Raw genomic sequence first — 23,760 nt, 5'->3', positions numbered from 1 at the left:
ATTCGCGAGCTCTCACTCTATGGAAAACATGCCTCTGTTTGATATTGATTTGGATTTGCAAGACGATGTCGCCCTGGTCGAAGTCGAACCAAAAATCCATGAAGCGCGCCTCTGGTGCGACGATGGCTGGACGGCCCGCGTCATCAAGAACGAGGACGACGACGGCTGGGCAGTCGCCATGACGCGCGATGGCGAATCCGAACCAGCCCTGGTCGGCCCCTGGACCATGGGCCGCGACAAGAAGAATCCCAAGCCCCTGGATGCGCCGGCATTTTCCACCCTGGTCAAGACCGCTTCGGAAGTCATCCGCAGGCACGAGCAGCAGCGTCATGCCATGCTGCACAAGTGCGTCTACATCACTGCCGACGCCCGAACCACCAAGGTGACCCTGGATATCGTACCTGACGAGGACAACCCTTACGCCCTCCTGAGCGCCTGCAATGAAGCGGCCGAACAGCTCGCGCAGGTGCGCGTCGCGGCAGAATTCAGGCTGACACCGACCAGTGCGGCAGCCTGGATCGCCGATGGTTTCGAAAAGCCACGCACACCGGGTGGCGAATTCTAGCGGCCAGCCCCCGAAAGCTACAGGTCAAGGCAATATACCGGTGCAAAACCGCCGCCGGGGGTGCGAAAATTTGTCGTCTGCCCCTGGTAGAGCCGAGCCGCCAGCCACTGGATGGCGCCATCATAGGCATAGGCGCGGATATCGAACTTGAGCCGCTGTGCCGCCGCATCCGGCCCGGTGGAGCGCTCGGCAGGCGCGACGATTGCCTGCGCGATGTAGTCGCCTGCCAGGATTTCCTCCCATACCCGCCGCGTGAGCTTGTCGCCGCGATACGCCGCGCGGCTGCCGTAGCCTGCGGCAGGCTTGAAGAACAACTTGCGGCGCTCGGCCCATAAGCGTTCGCCCTGCGCCGGGTCGACGATTTCCGTGCGCGGGATCCCGGAGAGCAGGATTTCCTGCACCGGTCTGGCAACGCCAAGGGCGTCCAGTCGCACCGGGTCAGTCAGCAACGCAAGGTTGCGCTTGTTCGCAAACAGCGCGTGGGCTTGCGGATGCGGCGTCAGCACCACCGCATTGGCAGCGTAAGCCGCGCTGATGGCCGCGCTCGACGGCGCTTCCAGCATGAAATCCGTCAAGCGGTTGTACACCAGGTCTACCCGTGTTGCGCCATGCCAAAGCGCGCCGTCGCGAAATACCAGTTGCCCCGGATCGGCAATCAGGGCCTCCAGGCCATGGCTGCGAAAAAGCTGCTGAAACATCAGGAATTCTGGAAACAGGTATTGTTCTGACGGCTGTTCATCGACGATCGCAATGGTTTGCAATGGCCGGGACTGCCCGCCGAGGCGCCATTCGTTCCGGAACATCTCGACGATACGACTTTCCAGTTGCGCCGCATCGAGCGCCGGCAGCATGTTTTCCACTGCATCGCAGCAGGCGCGCTGCGCCCGCGCCAGCGCAGCATTGAGCATCGCGCCGCCGGCATTGGTATTGACTTCAATGAGGGCGATACTTTCTTCATGCAGATGGAAGTCATAGCCGTAAAAGACTCCTTTAGCAGCGTTGGGCGCCTGGCGGGCAATTTCGGGGGCGCCCGCAAGCACCTGGGTCCGGTAGGCGGGCAGATCCGCGACCGATTCGATTGCCTGCACCAGTTGCTCCATCTGGCGGACATGCGATCGTGAAATGAACACCGGGTTAGCGGAAAACACATAGGGGCAGCGCTGCTCGATCAAGGCAAACAGGTCAGGTTCCTGCGGCGTGGATGGCGGCTTCAGCGTTGACTGAAGTGCGGCGCGCAGCACCCCACTGTCGAGGCTGACGCAAAAACATCCTTGATTCAATGCTTCTGCCACTGTGCTGCCGCAACTTGCCGTATTGCACGTCGAAGTGGCCGTGAGTACCGCTTCCTTGCTGTCTGTTGTCATCGAAGGGTCTTCCTTTTCGTTGTGGATCATCGCGTGCCACTGGCATTAATCCGATAATTCGACTATTATCGAATTATAGAATCGAAATGCGGGAATTCAAGATGGAAACCAAAAACATTATCACTGCCCTGGCGGCACTTGCACAGGAATCGCGTCTTGCCGTGTTTCGCCTGCTGGTGCAGACGGGCCCCCAAGGTTTGGCAGCCAGCAAGATCAGCGATCAGATTGGCGTGCCGCCCTCCTCCCTGTCCTTTCACCTCAAGGAGCTTTCCCACGCCGGCCTGGTCACGTCCCGCCAGGAGGGGCGTTTCGTCTATTACTGCGCCAATTTCGACACGATGAATGGCTTGATGGCATTTTTGACGGCCAATTGTTGCGGCGGCAATCCATGCTCTCCTGTCTGCAAGACCGATTGCGCCACCGAACCGGCTGTCAGGTGAGATTTGGCTTCGCCCAAAATCCCGATTTTCAGCCGCCTTTTGAACTTGCTTAGTTTTTTAATGTAACCGGAAGCCCCGTCCATGAATGTCCTGTTTCTCTGCACCGGCAATTCCTGCCGATCCATCCTCGGCGAAGCCACCTTCAACCACCTGGCGCCGGCGGGATGGCACGCCATGAGTGCCGGCAGCAAGCCAGCCGGCTATGTGCATCCCCGCTCGCTGGCCTTGCTGGCGCGAGAAGGCATTGCTACTGAGGGCTATTTCAGCAAGTCCTGGGACAACTTGCCGGCCACGCCGGACATTGTCATCACCGTGTGCGCCAGCGCCGCAGGCGAAACCTGCCCCGCTTACCTCGGCCCCGTGTTGCGTACGCACTGGGGTGTTGAAGATCCCGCGCACGCCACCGGCACGGATGATGAAATCGATGCGGCATTCATGCAGGCGTACCGCATCCTGCGCGCGCGCATCGAAGCCTTCCTGGCACTGCCGCTGGAAACGCTGGAAAATGACAAGGCCGGCCTCAAGGCAGCCATGGACAACATTGCAGAGACCCATCAATAAGGCGTAGCTGGCATGACCAAGATTCAGATTTATGACCCCGCCATGTGCTGCAGCACCGGCGTGTGCGGTGTAGAGGTTGAACAGGCGCTGGTGGATTTTTCTGCCGATGCCGAGTGGGCCAAGCAGCACGGCGCCCAGATCGAGCGCTTCAACCTGGCACAACAGCCGATGGCCTTTGCGGAACACCCGACCGTCAAAGCTTTCCTGGAGCGCTCCGGCAAGGATGCGCTGCCGCTGATCCTGGTCGACGGCCAGCTGGCGCTGGCCGGCCGTTATCCGCGCCGCGCCGAACTGGCGCGCTGGGCCGGCATCAGCGCACTGCCTGTCGCGGCAGCGCCAACGGGTGCCAGCTGCAGCGGATCGAACTGCTGCTGACGGCCACGGGCAAGCCACCGATCCCGGTCGATTCCACAAAAAATTCTGGAGAACCCATGCATTTCCTGACTTCGCCGCCGCGGTTCATGTTTTTTACCGGTAAGGGTGGCGTCGGCAAAACGTCGCTGGCCTGCGCCACCGCCATCCACCTGGCCGAAACCGGCAAGCGCACGCTGCTGGTCAGCACCGACCCGGCCTCCAACGTTGGCCAGGTGTTCGGCGTGGAAATCGGCAACCGCATCACCGCCATTGCAGCCGTGCCCGGACTGCACGCGCTGGAAATCGATCCGCAAGCGGCAGCGCAAGCCTACCGGGACCGTCTCGTCAATCCGGTGCGCGGGGTATTGCCCGACGATGTCGTCAAGGGCATCGAGGAATCCCTGTCGGGCGCATGCACCACTGAAATTGCCGCCTTCGACGAGTTCACGGCGCTGCTGACGGACGGCGCGCTCACTGTCGGCTACGACCATATCATCTTCGATACGGCGCCGACCGGGCATACTATTCGCCTGCTGCAACTGCCTGGCGCCTGGAGCGGCTTTCTGGAGGCCGGCAAAGGCGATGCCTCGTGTCTCGGCCCTCTCGCCGGCCTTGAAAAGCAGCGCGCGCAATACAAGGCGGCAGTCGATGCCCTCGCCGATCCGCGCCGCACGCGACTGGTGCTGGTGGCACGCGCACAGCAATCCACCCTGCGCGAAGCCGCCCGCACGCATGAAGAGCTGGCTGCCATCGGACTTTCGGAGCAGTACCTGGTCATCAATGGCGTCCTTCCCGCAAGCGAAGTGGCACAGGATCCGCTTGCCGCGGCAATTGTCCGCCGCGAACAGGCAGCTATCGCAGCCATGCCTGTCGTTCTTGAAGACCTGCCGGGCGACCGGGTGGATCTCAAGCCGTTTAACCTGGTCGGTGTCGATGCCTTGCGCCACCTGCTTTCACCTGAGGCCATCCCGTCTGCTGCAAGCCTGGAACAAGCCGTGGCACCCGATGCGCCTGATCTGTCGAACCTGGTCGATGGCATTGCGGCGGACGGCCATGGACTTGTCATGGTCATGGGCAAAGGCGGCGTCGGCAAAACCACCCTGGCTGCGGCCATCGCAGTAGAACTTGCCCGGCGTGGCTTGCCCGTCCACCTGACCACATCCGATCCGGCAGCGCATCTGGCCGAAACCCTCACCGGTTCGCTGGAACACCTGAGCGTGAGCCGCATCGACCCGCATGCCGAAACTGCGCGCTATCGGCAGCAAGTGCTGCAGACCAAAGGCGCGAAGCTCGACGATGCCGGACGCGCCTTGCTGGAAGAAGACCTGCGCTCGCCCTGCACCGAGGAAATTGCGGTATTCCAGGCGTTTTCGCGCGCCATTCGCGAAGCCGGCAAGAAGTTCGTGGTCATGGATACGGCGCCGACTGGCCATACGCTGCTGCTGCTCGATGCGACCGGCGCCTATCACCGCGAGATCGTGCGCCAGATGGGCGACAAGGGTATCCATTTCGTCACGCCGATGATGCAACTGCAAGACCCGAAGCAGACCAAAGTCTTGCTGGTGACGCTGGCGGAAACCACGCCGGTGCTGGAAGCGGCCAATCTGCAAGCCGATTTGCGCCGTGCGGGAATCGAGCCCTGGGCGTGGGTGATCAACAACAGTGTGGCCGCCGCACGACCGCAGTCGCACTTGCTGCGCTTGCGCGCACATAACGAGATGCGCGAAATCGATGCGGTCGCCACGCGCCATGCGCAACGCTATGCGCTGGTGCCGCTGATGCAGGAAGAACCGGTCGGGGTCGAGCGGCTGCTGGAACTGGCCCACAACATTCATGAAAGATCCTGAGATGTCTGAAAAAATCTATAACGTCCTGTTTCTTTGCACCGGCAATTCGGCGCGCAGCATCATGGCAGAAGCGTTGCTGAATTCCATTGGGCGTGGCCGCTTCCGCGCTTACAGCGGCGGTAGCCATCCTGCTGGCGCAGTTCACCCGTACGCCATCGATGAAATAAGCCGCATTGGCTACGCCGCCGAAAACCTGCGCAGCAAGAGCTGGAGCGAGTTCGCCGCAGCCGACGCGCCGCAAATGGATTTCGTCATCACTGTCTGCGACAAGGCAGCCGGCGAGACATGCCCGGTCTGGCCGGGCCAGCCCGTCAATGCACATTGGGGATTCCAGGATCCGGCGGCGGTCGAGGGCGATGATGCGAGCAAGCGGGCAGCATTTGCGCGGGTATGCCGCGAAATCAAGAACCGACTGGATATCTTCCTGAGCCTGCCGCTCAGCAAGCTCGAGCGCCTGGCAATCAAGAGAAACGTCGAGGAAATCGGCAAGGTCTACAACGTGCTCTTTGTCTGCACCGGCAATTCAGCGCGCAGCGTGATGTCGGAAGCGCTGGTGGACATCCTCGGCCAGGGCCGCTTCCGTGGCTTCAGCGCGGGCAGTCGTCCCGGCGGCAAGGTTAACCCGTTTGCCATCGCACAAATCAAGGCGTTCGATCATTATTACCCGACCCAGAACATGCGCAGCAAGAGCTGGGACGAATTTTCCCTGCCAACTGCTCCGCAGATGGATTTCATCATCACGGTCTGCGACAACGCTGCCGGCGAGGAATGCCCTTATTGGCCGGGACATCCTGCCACGGCCCATTGGGGCTATGAAGACCCGGCTGCGCTCGAAGGCAGTGACGAAGAAAAGCAGGCGCTGTTCGCCAAGGTCTTTGCCCAGATCATCAAGCGCATCGATGCATTCGTGAAGTTGCCCCTGCATGCGATGGAAAATACAAGCATCAATCAGGAAATCAAGGCCATCGGCGCAATGAAAGTGTAAGTCGTTGCGACCACCCGCAGGTGCAACTCTGGATAATCGATTGGAAGGAAATAGTTTTGTCAGCTCAATGTGAAGTTACGATGAAAAAAGCAGCCGGCGCGCCGATGAGCGTGTTCGAGCGTTACCTTACCGTGTGGGTATTTCTCTGCATCGTCGCCGGCATCGCACTCGGGCAGGTGTTTCCCGGTGTTTTTCAGGCTGTCGGCCGCATGGAAGTCGCCAGGGTCAATTTGCCGGTGGGGCTGCTGATCTGGGTAATGATCATTCCGATGCTGGTGAAAGTGGATTTCAGCGCCTTGCACGAAGTCCGCCAGCATATGCGCGGCATTGGCGTGACCCTGTTCGTCAACTGGCTGGTCAAGCCTTTCTCGATGGCCTTGCTCGGCTGGCTATTCATCCGCCACCTGTTCGCGCCGATGCTGCCAGCCGAGCAGATCGACAGCTACATAGCCGGCCTGATCCTGCTGGCGGCAGCGCCATGCACGGCGATGGTCTTTGTGTGGAGCCGGCTGACAGGCGGCGACCCGTTGTTTACGCTGTCGCAGGTCGCTTTGAACGACGGCATCATGATCGTTGCCTTCGCCCCCCTGGTGGCATTTTTGCTGGGCATCTCCTCGATTACCGTGCCCTGGGCCACGCTTGTCACGTCGGTCGTGCTGTACATCGTGATCCCGGTGATCCTGGCCCAACTCTGGCGCAAGGCACTGCTGGCGCGAGGCCCGGCGGCTTTTGAAGCGGCAATGGCAAAGATTGGACCATGGTCGATCGCCGCGCTGCTCGCCACGCTTGTGCTGCTGTTTGCTTTTCAGGGTGAAGCCATCCTGGCACAACCGGTAGTCATCGCACTGCTGGCAGTTCCCATCCTGATCCAGGTATTCTTTAACTCGGCGCTGGCCTACTGGCTCAATCGCGCGGTCGGCGAAAAACACAATATCGCCTGTCCCTCGGCGCTGATCGGCGCGTCCAATTTCTTCGAGCTGGCCGTGGCCGCGGCCATCAGTCTGTTCGGCTTCAACTCCGGCGCAGCACTGGCGACCGTCGTCGGGGTATTGATCGAAGTGCCGGTGATGCTCCTGGTGGTGCGGGTCGTGAACGCTTCCCAACCCTGGTACGAGCGCACATCCAGGCAAAATTACTGATGAAAAGAAATTCAAGGCATGGCAATTTTGTCTGATTCCTGCAATTCGACAAAACAGTTGAGAAATGTAAGGTCGCGGGAAATTGATCGCATATATGTTATCGATTCCCTTGCTTTTTTGCCACCTCCAGGAGACTGCCTTCATGACTGCGAATCTGCTCTCTCTCGTCCAGCAGGCGCTGGGCGGCGATTTTTCGAATCTCGCCGGGCAGTTTCTGGGCGAATCTCCTGGCGCGACCCAGTCCGCCCTGAGTTCACTGCTGCCTGCCGTGCTTGGCGTCATTACACGCAAAGGTGCGACACCGGATGGCGCGTCAGGCCTGATATCACTGCTCAATGGCGCCAATCTCGATACCAGCGCACTGGCAAATCCCGCCGGTCTCTTTGGCGCCGGCGGCGCCGGGATCAATAATCTGCTGAAGGCTGGTACCGGCAGCCTGGTGCCAGCCCTGTTCGGCGACAAGAGCACAGCGGTGGCAAATACGCTGGCCTCGTCAAGTGGCATCAAGACGACATCAGCGGCGAGCCTGATCGCCATGGCGGTGCCATTGGTCATGACGGTCTTGAAAAAATTCATCGGCGAGAACGGGCTCAATGCAAGTTCGCTGGCATCGCTGCTGGCCGGACAGGTACCACACCTGCAAGGCGCAATTGATAACCGCATGGCTGGCGCCCTCGGCTTTGCAAGCCCGTCCGCCTTCCTCGGGGGACTTGGCGGCAAGGCGGCTGCCGCCAGTGGCGCGGCGAGCTCTGCCGCCACAGCAGCCACCGTCGCGACCAAATCAGGCTTGTCGCGCTGGTTGCCATGGCTGATTGGCGCAGCCGTGCTGCTATTTCTCTGGAATATGTTTAGTGGCAAGCCGACCCATACGTCCGCACCGACGCCTGCGAGCGCTGCGATCTCGATGCCCGCCAAGGTCTACTTCGCGGTCGGCTCGGCCGCCGTCGACGCCGATGGCAGCAAGACGATTGCCGCTGTCGCGGACATGATCAAGCGGGACAAGCTGAAGGTGGCGATTACCGGTTACACCGACAAGAGCGGCGACGTCGCCAGGAATGAGGAGCTTGCCAAAAGCCGCGCCAAAGCGGTCAAGGATGCGCTCATCGCCGCGGGTGCTGCTGAAGCTGACGTGGGGATGCAACCACCCTCTTTCGTCGAAACCGGCGCCGGCGGCAACGATGCCGAAGCGCGCCGCGTTGAAATCAACCGGCAATAGCCGCACCAGGGATTTGTCTGCGGCTCAAAAAGAAAAAAGTCCCTTGCGGGACTTTTTTCAGGTATTGGCGTCTCCACGGGGATTCGAACCCCGGTACTCACCGTGAAAGGGTGATGTCCTAGGCCTCTAGACGATGGAGACATTTCTGGCGGAGCGGACGGGGCTCGAACCCGCGACCCCCGGCGTGACAGGCCGGTATTCTAACCAACTGAACTACCACTCCGCAGTGGTGAGGCGTTTCTTCAAAGCGCCGTGCGTTTCGAAGAGCCCGAATTCTACAACATAATTCGTCCCCCGCAAAATTTTTTCACCGAATTTCCTCAGGGGGCGGCCGGAACTAACTATTGTGCAATGCATCACACAAGGGTGCCGTGGCGTGATCGCATGATTTCATTTGCGCAATTTCGCTGTGCTTAACCGCCGGTTGCGCTTGTTTCGTTGCGCTTGATTCAATTCTTCGCTTCCCATTCACCCAGGCCTCGCCAATCATGAGGAAAGCATCCATGCCCTTCTCCCGCTATCGCCACGACAAATCCCACCAACAACAGGCAGGCACTCCGCATTAATGATCCTGGGGAGGAAATCCCTCGCCGCCCTGGTGCTTGCACTGTCCTGCCATGGCTTGCTGCTGGCGCAGGGCTTGCCGAGCACGGGGATAGGCCCGGCTGCGCCCCGACAGGCAACTGCTGCTGCGCCGGCCGGCCCCAAGCCACAGCCGGTTGCAGTCGGCGAAATCGCGCAGCAAGCCGAGGCAGGAATGGCGGCCATCCGCCAGATCGAAGGCCGCGAGCGCAGCGCGGCCGAAATCGCCAGCGCCAGCGCTGCTTTACCTGGACTCGAGCGCGAAACCACCGGCCGCCTGCAGGCCCTCCAGCGCCTGGATGCTAGCGCGTTTTCACTCGAAACAATCCGTGGCGTCGATGACGAGCTACGCAATATCGAGCAGCGGGTTTCACCGCTGCTGCGAGACCTCACCGACGTCGCATTGCGGATCGACCGTGACCTCAAGCAACTTGAGGCGCTCGACGCAACCTGGACAGCCACCATCGATGCGGCGATCAAGGCGGGGGCTCCGCCGGATATTCTTGAACGCGCACAGGACCTGGCCGCGGCCATGGCCGAGACCAGAAAAAACGTCCTGGCACACCGCACGCGTGTGCTGGCCCTGCAAGGCCAGGCGACCGATATCGGCACCCGGCTGGCGGAAATACGCCAGCTTCTGACCGTCGCCAGCGAGCGCGCTGCTACACGACTCTTATATCGCGACGGGCCGCCGCTCTGGAGCGCAACGTTCTGGACCGAATCCATCCACAGCTTTTCCGCCAATGCCCTGAATCATATCGGCACCCAGGCGTCCGCCTTGACCGGGTATCTCAAGTCCGCCTGGCGCCTGTTTGCGCTGCACGCATCCGTTCTCGTCCTGCTGACCATACTTCTTTCTGTCGCGCGCAGGAAAGTCAACGAACTCGTCAAGGACGATGCCGGATTACGCGAGAATAAAAAAATCTTCGACATGCCGATCGTGACCGCCACACTTGTGGCGATGCTGCTTAGCAGCTGGTTTTATCCGAATGCGCCGAATCCGGTGTGGCTCTTGATCGGCATTCTTTCGACCGTGCCGCTGGTGATCTTCGCCCGCCGCATGATCGATCCGGCGATTTATCGCTTGCTTCTTTCCGTCGTGATTTTCTATCTGGCCGACAAGGCGCGCGCGCTGTTTACACCGTTGCCCGGGGTGTACCGATTTCTGCTGTTGCTGGAAGTGCTCGGTGTCTTCCTCGCCGTCTTGCCGGTGTTGCGGCGGCGGCAGGCCGCGTCCGAGGACATAGGGCGCGTCCATAAAATTGCATGGCAGGCCATTGAATATGGCGGCTGGATAACCCTGTTCGCGTCGCTGATCATTCTCGCGGCGGTGGTATCCGGCTACGCCAGGCTTGCGGACCTGATGCTGCGCACGATGCTCTCGAGCGCCTACACTGCCATGCTGCTGTATGCGCTGTGCAGCGCGGCGGAAGGCCTGGTGCATGGCTTGCTTTATATGCCACCCGTGTCGTTTCTGGCAGGTGTGCAACGGCACCGGATGCAGATTGCCATGCGAATCAACAAGTGGCTGAAGTGGATCGCATTCTTGTTCTGGATCGTCGTCACCCTGCTCACCTCCGGCCTGCTGCAGCGGGTCATCGCCTGGCTGGAGTCATTATGGAATGTCGCCTGGAAGCTCGGCAACCTGACAATCGCCGTCAGCGAAGTCGCCCTGTTCATTCTGATCCTCTGGCTCACCTATGCTATTTCACGCTTGACACGCTTTCTGCTTGAAGAAGAGATATTCTCGCGGCTCCGTCTCGACCGCGGGCTGCCCTATGCCCTGTCGACGACGGTACATTACGTGATACTCCTGTCCGGCCTGGTGATGGCGCTTGCCGCAATCGGTGTCGACATGACCAAGTTCACCATCGTGGCCGGCGCGCTGACCGTCGGCATCGGCTTCGGCTTGCAAAATATCGTCAACAATTTCGTCTCGGGCCTGATCGTGCTGTTCGAGCGGCCAGTCAAGATCGGCGACACCATCCAGATCGACGACATGGTCGGACGTGTCCAGCACATCGGTATCCGCGCCACCGTCATCCAAAGTACAGCTGGTGCGGAAGTCATTATCCCGAACGGCAAGCTGATTTCAGAAAAACTGACTAACTGGACACTATCCAACCAGTTGCATCAGATCTCGGTACCTGTCGTGACCAAGCCGGATATCAACGTCGCCCGGCTCAAGGCAACCCTGCTGGAAGTCGGCCGCTGGAACAAGAAGGTGCTCGAGACGCCGGCGCCGGAAGTGCTTTTTATCAAACGCGGCGTGGATGCCTATGAATTCGAATTGCGCGTATGGACGGGTGACTTTGAAGGGTGGCTCAAGGTGAAAAGTGACTTGATCACTTCGGTAAACGATGCCCTGCAAGAAAAGGAAATTTCCGCAGAAGCGCAACCGCCAGACGTAAAATCCCCGCCACCATAAAAAAGCCGCCCCATGCAAGGGACGGCCGGCCTTGTCTGTTATTGCGGGCTTATTTGGTTGCAAGGATCCATTTCACCAATGTATGGGCTTCCTGTTCGGTCACATTATTAGCGGGCATTGCAATTGCCCCCCAGGTTCCCGTGCTGCCTTTCAATACCTTTTGCACGAGCTGGTCTTCCGCGCCCTTCTGGCCGGCATATTTTGTCGCCACATCCTTGAAAGAAGGGCCAAGCACTTTATTGTTGACTGCATGGCAGCCCAGGCAGTTTTTTGACTTGGCCAGGTCGGCGTTCGCCATTGCCAGACCAGGCAGCAAGCTGGCCGATAACATTACCATCAACATCGAACGACGCATTTTCATCTCCTAAAAAATACAAACGATCAAATTCAAACATTCAAACAGCATCAAAACAATTCAAGTCCACTTCGGCGCATCAGCCGCACGTGCCCGTTGCCCCACAGGCCGTACAAAAATCACAGCCGTCCTTGCGGATCACCGTCGTGTTGCCACATTCGCGACAAAGCTTTCCCGCCATGGTGGGACTGGTCCTGGCGGGATGCGCCGGTTCATTCGTCACGACACCCATGGCTTGCACCGGCGCGCCGGATTCCGTCAGGATGCCGAGCATGGCGTACCGGTGAATCACCAGCTGGGCAATATAGGCCACCGTGGATGGATAGCTGGCTTGCTTCTCGCTGCCAGGAATGCGGGCAAGGAAGTCGCCGCGCGGCTCAGCATAATTGAGCAATTTGCGTAATTTCATGCCGATCCAGGCGGGATCGATGACCCGCATGTCCAGGCTCAGGATCTTGCACAAGCCGTCGAGTGCGCGCGGATGGCCGCCGGTCAGCCACATGCTGTAGGGCCGGCGGCTGCCGTCAGGCATTTGCAGCTCCTTGAGCATCAATACGAAATCGTCTTCCGTTGCAGGGTTGCAGACATCCGCAACCCAGGCCAGCGTGCCATCGGTACCCGTCTTGGGCTCGTGCGGCGAAAATAGCGCATCGAGCACCGGCGTGGGGTCGCCCTCCGGGCTTTCCAGCGCGCCCAGTTGCCGGTAGCGCCATTCGACCAGCCTGGCCAGCGCCGCAGTAGCGCTGGGCACCTGTACGCTTTGGCCATTCGGCGGCATCGGCATCTCGAACGAATCGCCATAGCACCTGGAGAGCATCGAAAGCTTCTTGCGTAGCCAGCCGCGGTCGTTGGCGCGCATATCGGTGGACAGGGTCTTGGCGATGGCATCCAGTCCGCGCGGCGGCTGCCCGCCCAGTACCCATACCTCGAACGGCACCCCGCCCTTGTCGGACACGGCAATCGCGAAATCGCCTTGCGGTGTGCGAATGGTTTCGCTGATCCAGGCGAAAGCGCCAGCAGGCAAGCCTGGGCGCGACGGCCAGCGCAGGGACGCCAGCGGCGGGGAATGCATGATTTCGGTCAGCACGATCCGTTTGTCCTGCTCGGAGAGCGTGATCGGCTGCGGCGCGCTGGTCGCCGTCGGCACCGACAGCACGGCGCCGAGAATCTTGTTCGGGCGGTAGGTCGTGATGCCTTTCAAGCCCTTGCGCCAGGCTTCCATGTACAGGTCCTGGAAATCGTCATAAGGATAATCTTCCGGCACATTGACGGTCTTGGAAATCGCCGCATCGATATACGGCGCCACCGCCGCCACCATCAGCATGTGATCCTTGGCAGAGATTTCCAGCGCCGAGACGAATGCTTCCGGCAGGTTTTCCACGTCATGGCCAAGCGCCCGGTAGACGCGATACGCATGGTCTTCTACAGTGTAATCCTTCTTGCTGCCATCGGGCATGCGCTTGACGCGGTTGTAAAACCAGGAAAATGCCGGTTCGATACCGTTCGAGGCGTTGTCGGCAAAGGCCAGCGAAATCGTCCCGGTCGGTGCAATCGAGGTCAGGTGGGAATTGCGCAGGCCATGGGCGCGGATCGCGTTCTTGAGCTTTTCCGGCAGGCGCGAGGCAAAGCCCGAGGCCAGGTATTTGTCGGCGTCGAACAGGGGGAACGGCTTGCGTTCGCGCGCCAGTTCGCCCGATGCCTCATACGCCGTGTCGCGCAGCATTTTTGACACTTCATCGGCCAGCGCACGCCCCTGCTCGGAATCGTAACGCACGCCCAGCATGATCAATGCATCGCCCAGGCCGGTAAATCCCAGGCCAAGGCGGCGCTTGGCGGCAGCTTCACGGGACTGTTCTTCAAGCGGCCAACGGGTCGCCGTCAGCACGTTGTCCAGCATGCGCACGGCAATGCGGGTGACGCGGGCAAACAGGTCGTAGTCAAATGCAGCGTCGTCCGAGAACGGGGATTTGACATAGGCTGTCAGGTTCAGGCTGCCAAGGCAGCAGCAGCCGTAATCAGGCAAGGGCTGCTCGCCGCAGGGATTGGTGGCTTCCACCACTTCGCAATAGGACAGGTTGTTTTCCTGCTGAATGCGGTCCAGGTATAGCACGCCGGGCTCGGCCGCCGCGTAGGTGCTTTTCATGATCAGGTCCCAGACCTCACGCGCGGGCACAGTGCGGTAAACCCATTTGCCATCGCTGCGCTGGAAGGCGCCTGCCTTGCGGATTTCTTCGTTCGGCTCGGCCACATGCGCCAGCTCGAAGCGGGCATCGGCTTCCACGGCGCGCATGAATTCGTCCGTGACACCGACCGAAACATTGAAATTGTTCAGCTGGCCCCGTTCCTGCTTGACGGTGATGAAGTCGCAGATATCCGGATGGTCTATATTCAGCACGGCCATTTGCGCGCCGCGGCGGGCGCCCGCCGATTCCACCGTTTCGCACGAGCGGTCGAACACCTTCATGTAGGAAATCGGCCCGGAAGCGCTGCTGCCGGTGCCCTTGACGCGCGCGCCCTTGGGGCGAATCGCGGAAAAATTGTAGCCGACCCCGCCGCCGCGGCGCATGGTTTCCGCCGCCTGGGCCAGCGCGGTATAAATGCCGGGTTTGCCTCCCACTGCCTCGGTAATCGAATCGCCTACAGGCTGGACGAAACAGTTGATCAGGGTCGTCTGCAACCCGGTCCCGGCGGCGCTACCGATCCGGCCCGCCGGGATAAAGCCATGCTGCATGGCCCAGAGGAATTCATCCGCATGTTTCTTGCGCTGTTTCGGCGCCTCGACCTCCGCCAGGGCGGTGGCGACCCGCAGCAATACCTGCTCGATGCCGGTTTCATCGCCTTTGGCATATTTTTCGAGCAGCACCTCCTGGCAAATTTCCTGCGGCTCTGCGAGGGCAATTGCCGCGTTTTCCAGGTTATGCATGTATGGCTCCTTTATGCCGCGAATATTCGCCAGGCGGAAGAAAATTGTTAAATTGAAATATTAGTCAAAGCCTATTCTATCGATAGCAAATTTTAATTTGCATGATGTAAATCAATATTTTCCGGGTGACTGCGTGAAACCGGTGTTCGGCGATTTCATGGTCAATCCTGTTAAAAGCCGCGTCATCGGGATTCGAGTACCGCAACCGGCAGCAGAGCAAGCACCGTACCGAGTTCGAGCAGGCCTGCTTCTGTCGTGATCACGGTTCCGGTATAAATATCCTGCCAGCAACTAGGCAACTCCCCGCCCACTGCGGCCCTGGTACCCTCCCACGCAACGCTGGGTATCAGGTGGACCGGCGCGTTACCCAGAAGCGATGCGGCAAGGTGCGTGACCATTACCAGTATGGTCCGGTCCTCCAGGCGGCGTGCAAAGGCGACGACATGCCCGGCGTGGGGTCCGGTGATTTGCAATGGCACGTAACTGCCGCGTAAAAACAGTTCCGGTTCCCTTGCCCGCAATTGCAACGTGCGGCAAACGATCTGTTGCTTGAGCCATCCCGATTCCCACCCTGTCATGCCGGTGATGGGGGAATCGTACTGCAGCAGCAAATCGGCGCGCAAGGCATGGTCGACAGCGCGCCGGTTATCCGGATCTACCAGGCTGAAATCCCACAGGTCCGTCCCCTGGTAGAGATCGGGTATGCCCGGCGAGGTCATGCGCAGCACCGCCTGGGCCAGGCTGTTGATGATGCCGGCTGGCGTAATCCGCTCGATAAGCGCGGCAAGGCGCTCCAAGAACGGCCGTTGCGCGGCGCCGTCGAGAATCGCAAACAGGAACTCTCGGCACGCCGCCTCGTACTCTTCGTTCGGCGATACCCAGTCGCTTACCTGCTTGGCCTCGCGCAGGGCTTTGGTTTGCCATCGTTCGAGGCGCGCGGCAAACTGCATGACGCCTTCACAGTCATCTGACTTCAGGCCAACAGGCCAGGCACCTGCCAGCATCTGATACAGCATCAATTCATCTGCCGGATGCGGCGCGACTGCTGGCGGCGCGCCGCTCTCCTCGGGCACGCTGCGGCGGCAGCCGGCATTGATTTGCATCCACTCCTGTACGCACGCCTCCCAGTCCGCATGGCATTCGCTTAGTACCGCCAGGCGCGCGCGCAGATCTTCGCCACGCTTGTGGTCGTGGGTGGCAGTCGCCAGGAGCGAATTCGGGAACAGCAGTGCACGCTGCCGGTTCGCTTCGTGAAACGCGTCAATGCTGATGGCAAACTGGCAGGGGTCCGAGCCCACTTCATTGCGCGACAACAGCCGTCCATACCGGTAAAACGCCGTATCTTCGACGGATTTCGCTGCCAGGGGCGGCGTCAATTGCTGAAATCGGGTAATTGCCCGCTGCATCAGGAAGCGTACCCTTGGATTATCGGGATCGCGCGGCGGATCACCGGCCAGCCAGCACGCGACGACCTCGAGCAAGGGGATTTCAGTACGCTCGACGCTTTGCCTGGCAGATTCCAGCGTATGTTCGATGACTTGCCGGTCCAGTTCATTGCCGCCGTTGTCGTCGACGTAAGTACGGTAAACAGGAAAATGCGTCAGCAGTTCGGCGTACACCCGGCGAATCGCACCGAGAGAAAAATCGCGCGTGCGCAGGTCGGTGTGCGCCACGGCATGCAGCGCACGTGCCGCCGACTCGAACTCGCCAGACAGGTTGTTGGCAAGCAGTTGCCGCCTGGCCTGCCGCACTTCAGCGGGAAAATCCAGCGCGCGTCCGCTGCATCGCATCCACAAGGCGGACAAGGGCGCCTCGCCAGCGGGGTCATGCAGCAGTGCGCCGGCGCGGTCCATGAAGTCATAACCGCTGGTGCCATCGATTTCCCAGTCCAGCCGCAAGGATTCCTGATGCGCGAGAATTTTCTCGGCGATGATATAGGCAGGCGCCGGCGGCAGATCCGTGGGGCGCTGCGACGACAAGGCCCGCAAGCGATTGCGCAGCTTGCGGCAATATGCACCTGGATCGGCCAGTCCATCGACATGGTCGATACGCACGCCGTCAATCAGTCCCTCGGTATAAAGGCGGAAAATCAGCGCGTGAGTGGCCTCGAACACGTCGTCCTGCTCCACCCTTACGCCGACCAGGTCGGTCACCTCGAAAAACCTGCGCCAGTTGATGCCGTCGGCGGCACAGCGCCACCAGGCAAGCCGGTAGTGCTGCCGTTCCAGCAAGGAATGCAATGCTTCCCGGCCCTGTGGAGTGTCGGGCGCAAAGGCGGCGACCGCAGCCTGAATCGCGGTAAGCCCCTCCTCGCTGCTGCCGAGTTCGCGCAGCAAGGCGATTCCTGCGTCCACATTCTGCTGCGGCAGGACGCCCTGCTCGTTGCGTCCCGCATCAAAGGCAGCCACCGCCTGGTGCAGCAGCTCGCTCGCTGCCGTCTGCAATATAGTCAGATAATCTGGCGGCGCAATCGGGAAACTATGCGTGTAATAGGCAAGAAAGAATTTGCCGCGGGTGGGGTTATACTCCAGCCGGATTTCGCCGGCAGCAAGCGCATCGCCATAGGGCTGCCCCAGGAACGGCGCCATGACCTTGCCGTCCAGGATCTCGTCGGCAGGATGCCATTCAATGTCGAACCACCGCGCATAGGGGCTTTCTTCCCCCCACTCCAGCACGTGCTGCCACCATGGATTCTCGGCGCCGATACCCATATGATTTGGCACGATATCGAGAATCAATCCCATGCCTGCCTGCCGGATGGCGGCCACAAACAGGCGCAAGCCCGCCTCGCCGCCCAGCTCGGCGTTGACACGGGTCGGGTCGACAATGTCGTAACCATGCGTCGAACCGCTGCGCGCCGTCAGGATGGGAGATGAGTAGATATGGCTGATGCCGAGCGCGGCGTAGTAAGGCAAGACTTCGATGGCATGGGCAAAGCTGAAGTCCTTGTGCAACTGCAGCCTCGCAGTCGCGGTCGGTACCGTGATCACGGTTTTTCCTTGCAGGTCCGGGTCTTGTTCAGGATCGCCAGGCGGCTTGCCACCTGCGGCTCGTCCAGCACCTTCTCCACCGGGAGTGGCAGGCGGCGACGCCAGTTCGGATGACTATCGATAGTGCCGGGCAGGTTGGGCTGCTCCACCAGCCCCAGCGCATCCTCGATCGGCAGCATGGCAAGCGGCGCCGGGGTCGCGGCGACAAATGCCACGGCCGTGTCCAGCGGCACCGAGGCGCCTGCCGCCGCCAGGGCGGTATCGTTAGTCTGGGCCTCGAAAGCATGCATGGCCTGCTGCAGGGCGTCGCGCTCGCGTGAGCGTTCCAGGCGTGCATCGCTTTCGGACTGGCCAGGCATCAGCAGGTCGAGCCGCGTGCGCAACGTGATATCGTGCCCTTGCCACCAGCCCGCAATCGTCGGCAAGTCGTGCGTGGTGGTGGTCGCAATCGCGTGCTTGGGCCACTCGTCGGGGCGCAGGAAACGTCCGTTCTGCTGCTGGAACAGCAATACCCTGATTCCGAGCAGGCCCGCCTCCGAAAGCTGGACATCGAAACCGGGAGGCACCGTGCCGAGATCCTCGCCGATGACAATGGCGCGGTGCCGCCAGGATTCCAGGGCGATCAGGCGCAGCAGGTCCTGCATGGGATAGCGCAGATAGCCCCCCTGCTCCGGCGACGCACCCGCCGGCACCAGCCACATGCGTCCCAGGCCCAATGCATGGTCGATGCGCGCTCCACCGGCATAGGCAAACGTCGCTCGCAGCATCTCAATATAGGCGCCAAAGCCCTTTGCTTTCATGGCCAGCGGCGAAAAGGCTCCCAGCCCCCAGCTCTGTCCCCGCGTATTGAGTACATCCGGCGGCGCGCCGACGGACAAGCCATTGATGATTTCCCCCTGCCGGCTCCAGGCCTGGCTGCCGTCGTTGTCAGCGCCGACGGCAAGATCGGTGATCAGGCCAATCGGCATGCCGGCAGCACGCGCAGCCTGTTGCGCAAGGCCAAGGCCGCGTGCCGCCTGCCACTGCAGGAACTCATGGAACCTTGTCTCGCGCTCGTGCTCCCGCGCGAAATCCGTCACCGCCATGCTGCGCGGGTCACGCAAGCCGCCAGCCCAGGTGCGCCAGTCACCGCTGCCGCCGTGGTCCAGTTGCCAGGCATGGAGCGTCTCGAAGCGCACATGATCCTGCAGCGCTCTGCCGCCTTTCCGGACAAATGCCTCGAATTCTTCACTGCCTGCATCTGCGATAAAGCGCTCGTACAATCGGCGCAACAACGCCAGCCGCAAGGCGGCAGCTGCCGGCCAGTCGATCAGGCAGGGTTCTTCCAGTGCCGCATAACGTGCGGCGGCATCCGGCCCGAGTTCGGCCAGCGCCCGCGCCATTGCGTCTTGCCCAAGCACTGCTGCAGGGTCGATGTGCAAGGCATTCAAGAACAAGCGGCTGGAAGGTCCGTAAGGACTGAATCGCGTTACATCCGCGCTGAACATGGCGTGCACGGGGCTGATCGCCAGCGCCGCGGCGCCCTGCCGGGCAGCCGCTTGCGCCAGCGTGGCGAGCGCCGTGAAATCGCCGACGCCGCCGTCTCCGGCGCGCCGCAGCGAATACAATTGCACACCCAATCCCCATAGCCGCGGGTCGTCCCAGCGCCGCTGGTAAAGCTTGCCGACAGCATCGCCAACCCCGAAGCAGCGCTGCGGTGCGACTGCAAGCGTTGCAACAGCGCCGCCGATATGCAACTGGTGATAACCGGGCTCGTCGACCGGTTCAAGCTCGCCCCCGCCTTTGCCGTCGTCACGGATGCGCGCTTCGATGTGCGCACCGCTTTCCAGGTCTATGCGGCAGATGTTGCCGGCTGTCCCTCCAGCCGCACCAAGGTGAATGACCTTTCCGGCAGTGGCAGTCAGAAGCGCTGGCAAGGAAGCATCATTTTGCAATGCATCCAGCCGCGCCATGCTGTCCCGGTACTGGCTTTCACTTGCACAGGGATATCCGAGCGCTTCAAGGATCGTGCGCAGGCTTTCCTCGCCGACTTCCCGTGGCTCTCCGAAGGCATTGGTCCACGATGGTTCGAGGCCGGCCGCCCGGGCGAGGGTCAGAATCTGCGTGGGAATCATGTTGAAGTCTCCAGGGTGGCGACGAGTGCATGGGGTGGCAAGTTGGCGTCCGGGCTTGCAGCGATGCTCGCATGGGTGGCAAACAGGATGGTGGAGCGGACATCCTGGCTTGTTCTCGCGGCCTTGCGCGACACCGCATCCCTTCCGAGGTTGATGGCAATCGTCAGGACCGCGCCGTCTCCCATGCGCCAGCGCGCCTCGACCGCCCCGCTGCCGAGCACCCCGGCACCGATTGCGCGGGCGTCTTCAAGGCGTGCAACGATATGTTCGCGGCGGATCTGCAACAGGCTTCGGATCCAGTCATGCCAGTCCTTTGTATCGCCAGCTGCTGACGCAGGCATGGAGTCCAGAAAAGTTTGTTCGGCGTTGGGATCGGGAATTGTTTCGCGCTTCCCGGGGTCGGAAAACGACGGAAACCGTGCGAACTCATTGCGTCGCCCTTGACGTACGGCCGCAGCCAGTTCCGCATTCAGGTGGCTGGTAAAGTAGAGAAACGGCTGGGCCGCACCATACTCATCACCCATGAAAATCAAGGGAATGTGCGGCGATAACAGCAGCAAGGCCATGGCGGCGCGCAGCGCGTCGGGGCTGGCGAGCGTGGACAGGCGTTCGCCGAATGCACGGTTGCCAACCTGGTCGTGGTTCTGGAGAAAAGAAACGAAGGACGTCGGCGGCAGATGGGCACTCGGCTCGCCGCGCGGATGCCCACCGGGATACAGCGGCGCCTCGCCCTGAAAAATGAAGCCCTCGGCAAGCCCGCGCGCAAGCTTTTCTTCAGCTTGCCCGGCATAGGCGGCGTAATAGCCTTCCCGCTCGCCCGTCAGCAAGACATGCAGGGCATGGTGCAGATCATCGTTCCATTGGGCGTCGAACAGGCGCTGCGGCGTACGTTGGAGCAAGCTGGCGCAATTGTCGTCGTTTTCCAGGACCAGGTGGACATGGCGCTGCGGCGGCATTGCGGCGCGCACCTGTTGCGCCATCTCCAGCAGCCAGTCCTTTTCGGCGATTGCATGGACGGCGTCGAGCCGCAAGCCATCGAAGCGGAATTCTTCAAGCCAGTACTTGGCGTTTTCCGTGAAGAAGTCGCGCACCGTGCGCTGGCGGAAGTCGATGGCGTTTCCCCAGGGCGTGCGGCTATCCGCCCGAAAGAACGCCGGCGCATAGGCGCCGAGGTAATTGCCGTCGGGCCCGAAATGGTTGTAGACCACATCCAGGAATACCATCATCTCCAGGCCGTGCGCGGCATCGACCAGCGCCTTGAGTTCGTCTGGGGTACCGTATGCGGCGTCTGGCGCATACGGCAGCACGCCGTCATAGCCCCAGTTGCGGCGCCCCGGAAAATCCGCGACAGGCATGAGTTCGATTGCCGTAATGCCGAGGCGGGCCAGTACCGGCAGCTGCCGCATGACTCCCGCAAAGCCACCAAGCAAACCCGCATGCAATTCGTACAGGACGGTTTCGTGCCATGGACGCCCCTGCCATTGCGTGTTTTGCCAGAGGTACGCGGCGGGATCGCAGACAATGCTGGCGTCATGCACATCGCCGGCCTGGGCGCGCGAAGCCGGGTCCGGCACCGCGAGGCCGCCGTCGATACGATAACGGTATCGGGTCCCGGCGCTGCAATCCGTTTCAAGCTCGAACCAGCCGTCGGGCAGCCGCAGCATTTTGCTGACAGCCCCATCCTCAAGCGCTACAGCCGCCTCGCTGCTACCCGGCGCCCACAGCCGGAAGCGGGTGCGGCCTGGCGCAACGAGCGTCGCGCCGAAGGATGGTTTAAACGATGGCATTTCCGGCGACCAGTAACACTGCGCTATGGGCTGCAACATTGATGCTGTTATGTTCAGGAACGCGTGCATGTTCCCCGCCTTGCAACGGTTTTGCCGCATCGATCAGCACCTGCCAGTCCAGTTGAGGTTGCGGCAGGAGGAATTCCCGGTCTTCGGAAAATGCATTCAGAAGAAACAGTGCTGCCGAAACTGGCCGCTCGTGCAAGTCATGCGAAACGCGGCGCAAGGCAAGCAGGCGTCCATCGGCAAAATTCCAGCGCTCGGGTGTCATTTCAGCGCCGGTTTCATCGAACCAGCTGATATCGGGCAGATGATGCGGCGCGTGCGAGCCGGTTTTCAGGAAGCGCCCGCTCTGCAGCGTCGGAAGCAGAAAACGCGCCGCTATGCACTGGCGGGTAAATTTAAGCAAGGCCCGGCCGGCAGGCGTGTCAGCGAGCCGCCAATCGAACCAGGATATTTCCGTGTCCTGGCAATACGGGTTGTTATTGCCTGCCTGGGTCCGGCCGAATTCATCGCCGCCAAGCAGCATCGGCGTGCCATTGGAAAGCAGCAAGGTCATCAGCATTGCCCGCTTGACCCGCTCGCGTACGGCAACGGTCGCCGCGTCGTCGGTCGGCCCCTCGACGCCCCAGTTGTTGCTGTGGTTGTCATTGTTGCCATCGCGGTTATCCTCGCGGTTGGCCTCGTTGTGCTTGTGGTTGTAGCTGACAAGGTCTTGCAGGGTGAAGCCGTCGTGGGCGGTGACAAAGTTGACTGAGGCCCAGGAGCGGCGGCGATGGTGGTTGAACAAGTCTGCCGATCCCAGCAAGCGCCCGGCGATGACGCCGCGCTTGCCGGCGTCGCCGCGCCAGAAAGAGCGCACGTCGTCGCGAAACCGGTCGTTCCATTCGGCGATCCCCGGCGGGTGCTTGCCTACCTGGTAACCATCAGGTCCAAGATCCCACGGTTCGGAAATCAGCTTGACGCTGGCCAGTACAGGATCCTGCAGCAGCGCATCGAAAAACCCTGCGCCGGGATCAAAGCCATGCAGTTCGCGCCCAAGCGTGGCGCCAAGATCAAAGCGGAAGCCGTCGACATGGAATTCCTGCACCCAATAGCGCAGCGAATCCATCACCATCTGGATCACGCGCGGATGCGACATGTTCAGGGTATTGCCGCAGCCGGTGTCATTGACGTTATGGCGCGGATTGTCTTGCTGCAGACGGTAGTAGCTGGCATTGTCCAGCCCGCGAAACGAAATGGTTGGCCCCAGCTCGCTTTCCTCGCAGGTATGGTTATAGACCACATCCAGGATGACCTCGATGCCAGCCGCATGCAGCTGCCTTACAGCGTGGCGCACTTCATTGAGCGAGCCGCTGGCAAGATAGCGGGACTCTGGAGCAAAGTAAGCCAGTGTGTTGTAACCCCAGTAGTTGCGCATTCCTGCGTTCACCAGACGGTGGTCCTGCAGGAACGCCTGCACCGGCAGCAGTTCCAGGGCAGTAATGCCAAGTTTGACGAAATGATCGATCATGAACGGACTGGCAAGGCCGGCGAAGGTGCCCCGATCGCTTGCGGGAACTCGCAAGGCGGTTTTCGTCAATCCGCGGACGTGGGCCTCATAAATGACCGTGCGATCCCAGGGAACATTGGGCCGCGCATCGCCATGCCAGTTGAAGGAGGTATCGGTAACGACAGCCTTGGGCATGGCAGGCGCGCTGTTGCGGTGGTCAAACGAAAGATCCGTACGCGGCGACTGGAAGCGGTAGCCGTAAAGGCTTTCCGTCCAGCGTACCTGCCCCTTCAGCTGCCGGGCATAGGGATCCAGCAAAAGCTTGTTCGGATTGAAGCGGTGGCCGTTCTCCGGCAGGTATGGGCCATGCGCCCGAAAGCCGTACAGGGCGCCGCGGGATATGCCTGGCAAATAGCCATGCCAGACTTCATTGGTGCACTCCGGAAGCCAGCAGCGGGCGATTTCGTGGCGTCCGCTGTCGTCGAAAAAACACAGTTCCATCCCGCTCGCATTTGCTGAAAATACGGCGAAATTGGTGCCTTCACCATCATAGGTGGCGCCCAGGGGATGCGGCCAACCTGCCTGGACGGGCGCTAGCGGAAGATGGAGCGCCGCCAT

Annotated in this window: 16 protein-coding genes, 2 tRNA genes and 1 pseudogene; 10 read left to right on the top strand and 9 right to left on the bottom strand. The window is 61.0% G+C overall.

What is annotated here, in order from left to right:
- Nucleotides 1–28 precede the first annotated feature (28 nt).
- Nucleotides 29–565, top strand: a complete 537-nt coding sequence (locus EKL02_RS10155; protein ID WP_241687681.1) for a hypothetical protein — start codon at nucleotides 29–31, stop codon at nucleotides 563–565.
- A 17-nt stretch (nucleotides 566–582) separates the two neighbouring features.
- Here the strand turns inward: EKL02_RS10155 and EKL02_RS10150 are convergent, their stop codons facing one another.
- On the bottom strand, nucleotides 583–1,959 hold the full coding sequence (locus EKL02_RS10150; RefSeq protein WP_206732375.1) for a hypothetical protein: 1,377 nt from the start codon (nucleotides 1,957–1,959) through the stop codon (nucleotides 583–585).
- 71 nt (nucleotides 1,960–2,030) lie between these two features.
- On the opposite strand from EKL02_RS10150, the gene EKL02_RS10145 reads away from it, so the two are divergent.
- The 8 genes and pseudogenes from EKL02_RS10145 (at nucleotide 2,031) to EKL02_RS10115 (ending at nucleotide 8,471) form a co-directional block, all read left to right on the top strand.
- Nucleotides 2,031–2,369, top strand: coding sequence for a metalloregulator ArsR/SmtB family transcription factor (locus EKL02_RS10145; protein ID WP_128901933.1), 339 nt, complete (start codon nucleotides 2,031–2,033; stop codon nucleotides 2,367–2,369).
- An 81-nt stretch (nucleotides 2,370–2,450) separates the two neighbouring features.
- Nucleotides 2,451–2,930, top strand: a complete 480-nt coding sequence (locus EKL02_RS10140) for an arsenate reductase ArsC (RefSeq protein WP_128901932.1) — start codon at nucleotides 2,451–2,453, stop codon at nucleotides 2,928–2,930.
- 12 nt (nucleotides 2,931–2,942) lie between these two features.
- Nucleotides 2,943–3,305 carry an arsenite efflux transporter metallochaperone ArsD gene (gene arsD, locus EKL02_RS10135; protein ID WP_128901931.1) on the top strand — a complete coding sequence of 121 codons (363 nt, stop codon included), beginning with the start codon at nucleotides 2,943–2,945 and terminating at the stop codon, nucleotides 3,303–3,305.
- A gap of 56 nt (nucleotides 3,306–3,361) precedes the next feature.
- Nucleotides 3,362–5,131: an arsenical pump-driving ATPase gene (gene arsA / locus EKL02_RS10130; protein WP_128901930.1), complete on the top strand. Its 1,770-nt coding sequence runs from the start codon at nucleotides 3,362–3,364 to the stop codon at nucleotides 5,129–5,131.
- Between the two features lies 1 nt (nucleotide 5,132).
- Nucleotides 5,133–5,621, top strand: a pseudogene (locus tag EKL02_RS18565) (arsenate reductase ArsC); the annotation flags it as partial.
- Between the two features lie 48 nt (nucleotides 5,622–5,669).
- A complete protein-coding gene (locus EKL02_RS18560; RefSeq protein ID WP_241687863.1) occupies nucleotides 5,670–6,116 on the top strand; it encodes an arsenate reductase ArsC in 447 nt (148 codons plus the stop codon).
- A gap of 80 nt (nucleotides 6,117–6,196) precedes the next feature.
- The gene (arsB, locus tag EKL02_RS10120) at nucleotides 6,197–7,255 is read left to right on the top strand and encodes an ACR3 family arsenite efflux transporter (protein ID WP_241687680.1); all 1,059 of its coding nucleotides are present in this window, start codon (nucleotides 6,197–6,199) and stop codon (nucleotides 7,253–7,255) included.
- Between the two features lie 142 nt (nucleotides 7,256–7,397).
- Nucleotides 7,398–8,471 (top strand): OmpA family protein, encoded by a 1,074-nt coding sequence (locus EKL02_RS10115; protein ID WP_164932005.1) that lies wholly within the window; start codon nucleotides 7,398–7,400, stop codon nucleotides 8,469–8,471.
- Between the two features lie 65 nt (nucleotides 8,472–8,536).
- Here the strand turns inward: EKL02_RS10115 and EKL02_RS10110 are convergent.
- Nucleotides 8,537–8,612: transfer RNA gene (locus EKL02_RS10110), tRNA-Glu, on the bottom strand.
- Between the two features lie 5 nt (nucleotides 8,613–8,617).
- Nucleotides 8,618–8,694, bottom strand: a tRNA-Asp gene (locus EKL02_RS10105).
- A 342-nt stretch (nucleotides 8,695–9,036) separates the two neighbouring features.
- On the opposite strand from EKL02_RS10105, the gene EKL02_RS10100 reads away from it, so the two are divergent.
- Complete coding sequence (locus EKL02_RS10100; RefSeq protein WP_128901927.1) at nucleotides 9,037–11,481, top strand: mechanosensitive ion channel domain-containing protein; 2,445 nt, start codon at nucleotides 9,037–9,039, stop codon at nucleotides 11,479–11,481.
- 49 nt (nucleotides 11,482–11,530) lie between these two features.
- Here EKL02_RS10100 and EKL02_RS10095 read toward each other — a convergent pair whose 3' ends face one another.
- The 6 genes from EKL02_RS10095 to glgX all read right to left on the bottom strand — a co-directional run bounded on the left by EKL02_RS10095 (nucleotide 11,531) and on the right by glgX (nucleotide 23,760).
- Nucleotides 11,531–11,836: a c-type cytochrome gene (locus tag EKL02_RS10095; protein ID WP_128901926.1), complete on the bottom strand. Its 306-nt coding sequence runs from the start codon at nucleotides 11,834–11,836 to the stop codon at nucleotides 11,531–11,533.
- Nucleotides 11,837–11,915: 79 nt separating this feature from the next.
- Complete coding sequence (locus EKL02_RS10090) at nucleotides 11,916–14,759, bottom strand: adenosylcobalamin-dependent ribonucleoside-diphosphate reductase (RefSeq protein WP_128901925.1); 2,844 nt, start codon at nucleotides 14,757–14,759, stop codon at nucleotides 11,916–11,918.
- 182 nt (nucleotides 14,760–14,941) lie between these two features.
- A complete protein-coding gene (treY, locus tag EKL02_RS10085) occupies nucleotides 14,942–17,749 on the bottom strand; it encodes a malto-oligosyltrehalose synthase (RefSeq protein ID WP_241687679.1) in 2,808 nt (935 codons plus the stop codon).
- Nucleotides 17,746–19,863 carry a 4-alpha-glucanotransferase gene (gene malQ / locus EKL02_RS10080; protein WP_128901924.1) on the bottom strand — a complete coding sequence of 706 codons (2,118 nt, stop codon included), beginning with the start codon at nucleotides 19,861–19,863 and terminating at the stop codon, nucleotides 17,746–17,748. Before malQ ends, treY begins: the two co-directional genes overlap by 4 nt.
- Complete coding sequence (gene treZ, locus EKL02_RS10075) at nucleotides 19,860–21,650, bottom strand: malto-oligosyltrehalose trehalohydrolase (protein WP_128901923.1); 1,791 nt, start codon at nucleotides 21,648–21,650, stop codon at nucleotides 19,860–19,862. Before treZ ends, malQ begins: the two co-directional genes overlap by 4 nt.
- Nucleotides 21,637–23,760, bottom strand: a complete 2,124-nt coding sequence (gene glgX, locus EKL02_RS10070; protein WP_128901922.1) for a glycogen debranching protein GlgX — start codon at nucleotides 23,758–23,760, stop codon at nucleotides 21,637–21,639. The genes treZ and glgX overlap by 14 nt, the downstream gene beginning before the upstream one ends.

The organism is Janthinobacterium sp. 17J80-10, from assembly GCF_004114795.1.
Lineage (GTDB): Bacteria > Pseudomonadota > Gammaproteobacteria > Burkholderiales > Burkholderiaceae_D > Paucimonas.
This window is presented reverse-complemented; position numbering and strand designations above follow the sequence as displayed.

Bases quoted from the DNA above. Each gene is read 5' to 3' on its own strand.
- malQ (WP_128901924.1), bottom strand. From the start codon at position 19,863: ATGATTCCCACGCAGATTCTGACCCTCGCCCGGGCGGCCGGCCTCGAA.
- EKL02_RS10145 (WP_128901933.1), top strand. From the start codon at position 2,031: ATGGAAACCAAAAACATTATCACTGCCCTGGCGGCACTTGCACAGGAA.
- arsB (WP_241687680.1), top strand. From the start codon at position 6,197: ATGAAAAAAGCAGCCGGCGCGCCGATGAGCGTGTTCGAGCGTTACCTT.
- EKL02_RS10115 (WP_164932005.1), top strand. From the start codon at position 7,398: ATGACTGCGAATCTGCTCTCTCTCGTCCAGCAGGCGCTGGGCGGCGAT.
- EKL02_RS18560 (WP_241687863.1), top strand. From the start codon at position 5,670: ATGTCGGAAGCGCTGGTGGACATCCTCGGCCAGGGCCGCTTCCGTGGC.
- arsA (WP_128901930.1), top strand. From the start codon at position 3,362: ATGCATTTCCTGACTTCGCCGCCGCGGTTCATGTTTTTTACCGGTAAG.
- EKL02_RS10150 (WP_206732375.1), bottom strand. From the start codon at position 1,959: ATGATCCACAACGAAAAGGAAGACCCTTCGATGACAACAGACAGCAAG.
- arsD (WP_128901931.1), top strand. From the start codon at position 2,943: ATGACCAAGATTCAGATTTATGACCCCGCCATGTGCTGCAGCACCGGC.
- treZ (WP_128901923.1), bottom strand. From the start codon at position 21,650: ATGCCATCGTTTAAACCATCCTTCGGCGCGACGCTCGTTGCGCCAGGC.
- EKL02_RS10140 (WP_128901932.1), top strand. From the start codon at position 2,451: ATGAATGTCCTGTTTCTCTGCACCGGCAATTCCTGCCGATCCATCCTC.
- glgX (WP_128901922.1), bottom strand. From the start codon at position 23,760: ATGGCGGCGCTCCATCTTCCGCTAGCGCCCGTCCAGGCAGGTTGGCCG.
- EKL02_RS10100 (WP_128901927.1), top strand. From the start codon at position 9,037: ATGATCCTGGGGAGGAAATCCCTCGCCGCCCTGGTGCTTGCACTGTCC.
- EKL02_RS10155 (WP_241687681.1), top strand. From the start codon at position 29: ATGCCTCTGTTTGATATTGATTTGGATTTGCAAGACGATGTCGCCCTG.
- EKL02_RS10090 (WP_128901925.1), bottom strand. From the start codon at position 14,759: ATGCATAACCTGGAAAACGCGGCAATTGCCCTCGCAGAGCCGCAGGAA.
- EKL02_RS10095 (WP_128901926.1), bottom strand. From the start codon at position 11,836: ATGCGTCGTTCGATGTTGATGGTAATGTTATCGGCCAGCTTGCTGCCT.